The following is a 6,119-nucleotide window of genomic DNA, read 5'->3' as shown; positions in this document are numbered from 1 at the left end:
AACTGAAAATATAGCTATTTTTTAAGGCATTGGAATTTGATGTAAATATATGTAATGGTGTTTTTAAAAGTAGACGGATTCTAATAGAAAAACGAACAGTTTTAATAGCTGTTCGTTTTTTTGATATTTGAACTTAGACTCAGGTTTCAGAATCGTTTTGTTGCTTGCTTTTTTCTAGACCTAGACCGACTGCATGTTTTTGGACGAGCAAGAGCTGTCCATTGTCATCTTTTGCAAAAGTTAAGGTAACAGTCTTAGTCTTGTCTCCAATAGAGATATAGGTGATTTTTTTCGTATTGTAATCCCCAAGAGTGAAGTCAAAATCGGAATCTGGCTTTCCGTGTTTGTTGATAATATCCTCGTAGGTGGTACCACCTTTTCCTTTGTTGTCAGGGTCACCTTCGATTAAGGCGTCGAACTGTTCTTGGGTCCATGCGAAGGTATCGTCTGTCAAGCCGCTTTTTTCTTCGCGTTCCATTGAGGCACTCGTATCCATGTAGGAACGGTTAAACTCCTTGGCATACTCTTTGTAGACATCAGCGTATAGTGCCTGAGTCGTAAAGAAAAGTACAACAGAGGCAACTGCCAGGGATGTTCCGATAATAGCCATTGTTTTCCGTTTTTTGAGGTTGACGATAAGGCCGATAATCCCCAAGATAAATGCGACGATGGCGATGAACAACGATAGATAGTTAATAAACGGGATCCAGGATCCTAAAAGTGCGGTGGCTCCAAAAATGGTTGCTAAGATTCCTAAAACTCTTTGTTCTTTTGGTTTCATTTGAAAGTTTTCTCCCTTCATTGAGTGAATGGATTTCTATCCACAGTAGTAAGTGCTTATTATATAAAAAATCTTGCCTAATGTCAATTTAAACTAAGATAGTTCTCATGAAAACTTTTTTCTTGACATCTTTTCTGAAAATGATAAAATAGTTCTCATGAAAACCTATTTAGTTCTCAGGAGAACCAAATGCAATGGTTAGAAAGGAGTAAGTATGGATAAACCGATGTTGGTTTTAAAACGTTTTGGACACCAGGTACATCTGATGGTACAAAAGGAAGCCAAACGTTGTGGTATTGAATTTATGGGTGGACCTCAAGGACAAGTCCTGCGTTTTTTAGGTTGGCGTGAGCATGAACAAGAATTAACGCTCATCAAGGATATTGAACAAGAACTCAATATTAGCAAGTCTGTTGCTAGTAATTTGGTCAAGCGTATGGTGCAAAATGGTTTGGTGGAATTGGAGACGAGTCCTGTTGATAAGAGGGCTAAGTTTGTTCGTCTGACGGACAAATCGCGTTCTCAAGTGCAACAGGTCAAGGCCTTCTTTGAACGCATTGACAACCAGTTGATAGAAGACGTAGATGAAGATGAATTACTGATTTTTGAGAAAGTCCTCAATCAACTACAGGAAAATATCAAGAGAATAGGAGGAGAGAATGAAGAAATTAGCTAAACGAATTAGTAGAAAAGAATGGGGGATGATCTTACTAGCCATTCTCTTTACCTGCTTTTCAGTCTACCTAGAGTTGGAAGTTCCGACCTATATCTCTAAAATCACGGATTTGCTAGGTAGTCAAGGAACTAATTTAGATGAGTTATGGCAGCCGGCAAGCATGATGGTTGGAATGTCTTTTTTTGCCTTCTTGTCTGCAGTCGCAGTTGGATTTTTTGCATCCAGAGTGGCTGCTTCTTACACTAGTAGGCTGAGAAGTGATATTTTTAACCGAGTTTTAGACTACTCACAGACAGAGATTAAGAAATTCTCTATTCCCAGTCTCCTAACTCGTACCACTAATGATATTACTCAAGTTCAGATGCTGATCACTATGGGCTTGCAAGTGGTTACGCGTGGTCCGATTATGGCTATCTGGGCCATCGGGAAGATTTTAGGTCATTCAGAATACTGGCTCTGGGCCGTACTTGTGGCAGTGATTGTCAATGTTTTGATGACGACAGTTTTGATGACGCTAGCCTTTCCAAAACAATCCTTGATTCAAAGTCTGACTGATAAACTGAACAGTATCACTCGTGAAAGTTTAACAGGTATTCGTGTTGTTCGTGCCTACAATGCAGAGGATTACCAAAATGAAAAATTTGCAGCAGCAAATGATGAGCTGACACGTTTGAATTTGTTTGTCAATCGTCTTATGGCTATTTTGAACCCCATCATGATGGGAATTTCAAGTGGTTTGAGTGTGGCGATTTACTGGATTGGGGCCTATGTAATCAGCGATGCTGCTCCAACAGCGCGTCTGCCTCTCTTTAGTGACATGGTTGTTTTCATGTCTTATGCCATGCAGGTTGTCATGGGCTTCCTTCTCATGGGAGCACTCTTCATCGTTCTTCCCCGAACTATGGTCTCTGCTAAGCGGATTAATCAAGTTTTAGATTTGCATTCTTCTATCCAAAACCCTGCTCAAGTGCAGCTGGCTGATGAAAACCTCAAAGGTCAGGTCGAGTTTAAGGATGTGACCTTCCGCTATGCGGCAAATTCGGAGGCAGTTATCGAGCATGTTAGCTTTAGAGCAGACGCTGGTCAAACAGTGGCCTTTATTGGGTCAACGGGTTCAGGTAAATCAACTCTGGTCAATCTGATTCCACGTTTTTATGACATATCAGCAGGAGAAATTCTGGTGGACGGTGTCAATGTTCAAGAATATGCCTTAGAAGATTTGCGCAACAAGGTTGGTTATATTCCCCAGAAAGCGGTTCTCTTTTCAGGTGATGTCAAGGGCAATCTAGACTTTGGACAGAGTCAAGAAACACCGCTTAGTGAGCAGGCTATGTGGCAGGCTTTGGAATTGGCCCAGTCTAAGAACTTTATCGAAGACAAGGAAGCGGGCTTAACGTCAGAAGTGGCCCAAGGAGGAACCAACTTCTCAGGTGGTCAAAGACAGCGTCTAGCAATTGCGCGTGCCTTAGCTCGGAAGCCAGAAATCCTCATCTTTGATGACTCCTTCTCAGCCTTGGACTACAAGACAGATCGTGTCCTACGCCAAGAGTTAGCAGAGAAAACCAAGTCTATGACCAAACTTATCGTTGCACAGCGTATTTCAACCATTATGGATGCAGATTTGATTTTGGTCTTGGATCAAGGTAAAGTCGTGGGGCAAGGCACCCACAAGGAACTTCTAGCTAATAACGAAGTTTACCAAGAAATTGCCTATTCACAACTATCGAAGGAGGAATTGGAACATGGAAAATAAGAAAATGTCTCTCTGGACACAGAGTAAACCCTATCTTGCAGGCCTCCAGTTTGCCCTTCTGATAGCCTTTCTAGCAACAATCGTATCCAATATCATTACTGTATATGGTCCAACCCGCATCAAGGAAATGACTAATATTATTGCCAGTGGTCTGGAAACAAGTGTGGATGTCGCGGCGGTTGCAGCTATTGGTGGTTTTTTGGCCGTCATTTATGTGATCGGACTCCTATCAAATTATTTACAGGCCTTTCTGTTTACAACAGCCATTCAACGTTTTTCAGAGCGTTTGAGAAGAGCTATTGCAGAGAAAATCAATAGCCTACCATTGGGATATTTTGATGGACATTCTCAAGGAGATACCTTGTCTCGTGTAACCAATGATGTTGACACTGCAGCCCAGTCCCTTAATCAAAGTCTGGGAACGGTTCTTTCATCTAGTTTACTGGTCTTAGCAGTCTTGGTGACCATGTTTGGGATGAACTGGATTTTAGCCTTGGTGACGGTTGTTTCAACTCTTGTTGGATTTGCTTTCGTGTCCGTCTTTATGGGCAAATCACAGGGTTTCTTTAAGAGTCAGCAACAAGATTTGGCAGCTGTCAATGGCTATGTGGAGGAAATGTACTCTGGCCATAATGTGGTGACCAGTTACAATGCCATCGAGAGTACGAAAGAAGAGTTTGCGAAATTAAACAATCGTCTGTATGATAGTATCTGGAAATCTCAGTTTATTTCAGGGATTATGATGCCGATTATGATGTTTATTGGGAACTTTAGCTATGCCTTGGTGATTATCGTTGGTGCTGCCTTGGCTTTAAATGGACACATCAGTATCGGGATTATCGTTGCCTTTATGGCCTACGTTCGAATCTTTTCTCAGCCTCTTTCACAAATTGCCCAAGGGATTACTAGTCTTCAGCAGGCTAGTGCAGCTATGGGACGTGTCTTCGAATTCCTAGCTGAAGAGGAAATGGAAGACGAATCCCATAAAGCAAGACAATTGAGCAATATGAAAGGTCAAGTAGTCTTTGATCGAGTTTCCTTTGGTTATACTCCTGATCGGACTATCATCCACGATTTTTCTGCGACGGCTCATGCAGGTCAAAAGGTTGCCATTGTCGGACCGACTGGGGCTGGTAAGACAACTATTGTCAATCTTTTGATGAAGTTCTATGAGATTGATAAGGGAAGCATCCGTATCGATGGTGTGGATACCAAAGAGATGAAGCGTTCGGAAGTACACGATGCCTTTTCAATGGTCTTGCAGGACACCTGGCTCTTTGAAGGTACTATTCGCGACAATCTTATCTATAACCAAGAGGGTATTAGTGATGAGCGCGTGATTGAAGCTAGCAAGGCTGTAGGGATTCACCACTTTATCATGACCCTACCAGATGGTTACGATACCGTCTTGGATGATACAGTGACCTTGTCTGTAGGACAAAAACAACTCTTGACCATTGCTCGTGCTTTGCTGAAAGATGCGCCACTCCTAATCCTAGATGAGGCGACCTCTTCGGTTGATACCCGTACAGAGGAATTGATTCAGAAGGCCATGGACCGTTTGATGGAAGGCAGAACTTCCTTTGTCATCGCTCACCGCTTGTCAACCATCCGTAATGCTGATCTGATTCTTGTCATGAAAGATGGCAATATCATCAAGCAAGGCAATCATGATGAGCTAATGGCGCAAGCTGGTTTCTACGCTGACCTCTACAACAGTCAATTTACAGAAGACGAAGCAGAAGAATAAATCGAAAGAAGGCTTGACGGCCTTCTTTTTCTGCACTATACTAGAAGACAAGTGCTTCCCTATAAGCAAAATTTGAGTAAGTAATGAGAAAATATATGAAAAATTATCAAGAATGGTATGACCACATTGCTGGTAACATTGAAAATAGGCCCTTTCTTCTGAGCTTGTTAAGAACTTTCAATCGGTTCATGACGGTAGTTATGCCTATGATTTATCTAACCTTGTTAGCAACTACCTATCTCCAACAAGGACTTGGGAAACAGGTCGGAATCTATGTGTTTATCCCTGCATCAGGTTTTGTGATTTTATCCTTTCTTCGTAAGAAAATCAATGCCCCTAGGCCTTATGAGGAATGGGAAATTGTACCTCTACTAAACAGAGATAGTCCTGGTCAGTCTATGCCTAGTCGTCATGTCTTTTCAGCAACCATTATCTCCATGGCTTGCTTACATGCTAGTCTAATTGTAGGCTTTATCTTGTTGATCTTGTCGGTCTTCCTGGGTCTAGTAAGAGTTCTAGGTGGCGTTCATTATCCCAAGGATGTCTTGATTGGTTATGCTTGTGGACTTGTGTGGGGTGTGATTTTCTTTCTATTTTGACCTGTAAGTTAAGGGGGTCCTAGAACCACTTACGGGGCTAAAGTAACCACTTGCTTTTTTGCTCTTGTTTTCTTATTTTAGCTTTGATATAGTAGAGTCAGAAAGGAGATGGAATGAAGTTACGAATCGAAATTGACAGCAATTTAGAGGAAACTGAACTTGTCATCAAGGCAGCGGCTTTGACAGATGAGATTGCGGATTTGCAGCGACTCTTGCAAGAGTCCAAGTCTCCTAGGTTGATTTTTTATAAGGGGACGGGTGAATATTATCTGGACTTGTCAGAAATTCTCTTCTTTGAGACAGAAGGGAACAAGATTTATGCCCATACTCAGAAAGATGCTTACGAAGTTCGGCTTAAACTCTATGAGTTAGAGGCTATCCTTCCTCGCTATTTTAGTCGGGTATCCAAGTCAACTATCGCTAATATTCGGCAAATCTATTCGGTGGACAAGTCCTTTTCAGGAACGGGCACCATTTCCTTTTATCAAACCCACAAGGAGGTTCATGTCTCACGGCATTACCAATCCCTCCTAAAAGAAAATCTAAGAAACATGAGGTAA

6 protein-coding genes are annotated in these 6,119 nt (G+C 41.8%); 5 read left to right on the top strand and 1 reads right to left on the bottom strand.

Annotated elements, in window-relative coordinates; translation table 11 throughout:
- Positions 1-139: 139 nt before the first annotated feature.
- Positions 140-781, bottom strand: a complete 642-nt coding sequence (locus tag KUA57_RS04735) for a heme-copper oxidase family protein (protein ID WP_049491916.1) — start codon at positions 779-781, stop codon at positions 140-142.
- A 214-nt stretch (positions 782-995) separates the two neighbouring features.
- On the opposite strand from KUA57_RS04735, the gene KUA57_RS04730 reads away from it, so the two are divergent.
- The 5 genes from KUA57_RS04730 to KUA57_RS04710 all read left to right on the top strand — a co-directional run bounded on the left by KUA57_RS04730 (position 996) and on the right by KUA57_RS04710 (position 6,119).
- Positions 996-1,457: a MarR family winged helix-turn-helix transcriptional regulator gene (locus KUA57_RS04730; protein WP_094753237.1), complete on the top strand. Its 462-nt coding sequence runs from the start codon at positions 996-998 to the stop codon at positions 1,455-1,457.
- Positions 1,441-3,210, top strand: a complete 1,770-nt coding sequence (locus tag KUA57_RS04725) for an ABC transporter ATP-binding protein (RefSeq protein WP_218493735.1) — start codon at positions 1,441-1,443, stop codon at positions 3,208-3,210. Before KUA57_RS04730 ends, KUA57_RS04725 begins: the two co-directional genes overlap by 17 nt.
- A complete protein-coding gene (locus KUA57_RS04720) occupies positions 3,200-4,960 on the top strand; it encodes an ABC transporter ATP-binding protein (protein ID WP_218493734.1) in 1,761 nt (586 codons plus the stop codon). The genes KUA57_RS04725 and KUA57_RS04720 overlap by 11 nt, the downstream gene beginning before the upstream one ends.
- A 95-nt stretch (positions 4,961-5,055) precedes the next feature.
- The gene (locus tag KUA57_RS04715; RefSeq protein WP_218493733.1) at positions 5,056-5,559 is read left to right on the top strand and encodes a phosphatase PAP2 family protein; all 504 of its coding nucleotides are present in this window, start codon (positions 5,056-5,058) and stop codon (positions 5,557-5,559) included.
- Positions 5,560-5,672: 113 nt separating this feature from the next.
- Positions 5,673-6,119 (top strand): LytTR family DNA-binding domain-containing protein, encoded by a 447-nt coding sequence (locus KUA57_RS04710; protein WP_218493732.1) that lies wholly within the window; start codon positions 5,673-5,675, stop codon positions 6,117-6,119.

Origin of the sequence: Streptococcus vulneris, assembly GCF_019218685.1 — a bacterium.
GTDB lineage: Bacteria > Bacillota > Bacilli > Lactobacillales > Streptococcaceae > Streptococcus > Streptococcus vulneris.
Note: the sequence above shows the minus strand (reverse complement) of the source record. Positions and strands in the feature narration are given on the sequence as shown.

Bases quoted from the DNA above. Each gene is read 5' to 3' on its own strand.
- KUA57_RS04735 (WP_049491916.1), bottom strand. From the start codon at position 781: ATGAAACCAAAAGAACAAAGAGTTTTAGGAATCTTAGCAACCATTTTT.
- KUA57_RS04730 (WP_094753237.1), top strand. From the start codon at position 996: ATGGATAAACCGATGTTGGTTTTAAAACGTTTTGGACACCAGGTACAT.
- KUA57_RS04725 (WP_218493735.1), top strand. From the start codon at position 1,441: ATGAAGAAATTAGCTAAACGAATTAGTAGAAAAGAATGGGGGATGATC.
- KUA57_RS04720 (WP_218493734.1), top strand. From the start codon at position 3,200: ATGGAAAATAAGAAAATGTCTCTCTGGACACAGAGTAAACCCTATCTT.
- KUA57_RS04715 (WP_218493733.1), top strand. From the start codon at position 5,056: ATGAAAAATTATCAAGAATGGTATGACCACATTGCTGGTAACATTGAA.
- KUA57_RS04710 (WP_218493732.1), top strand. From the start codon at position 5,673: ATGAAGTTACGAATCGAAATTGACAGCAATTTAGAGGAAACTGAACTT.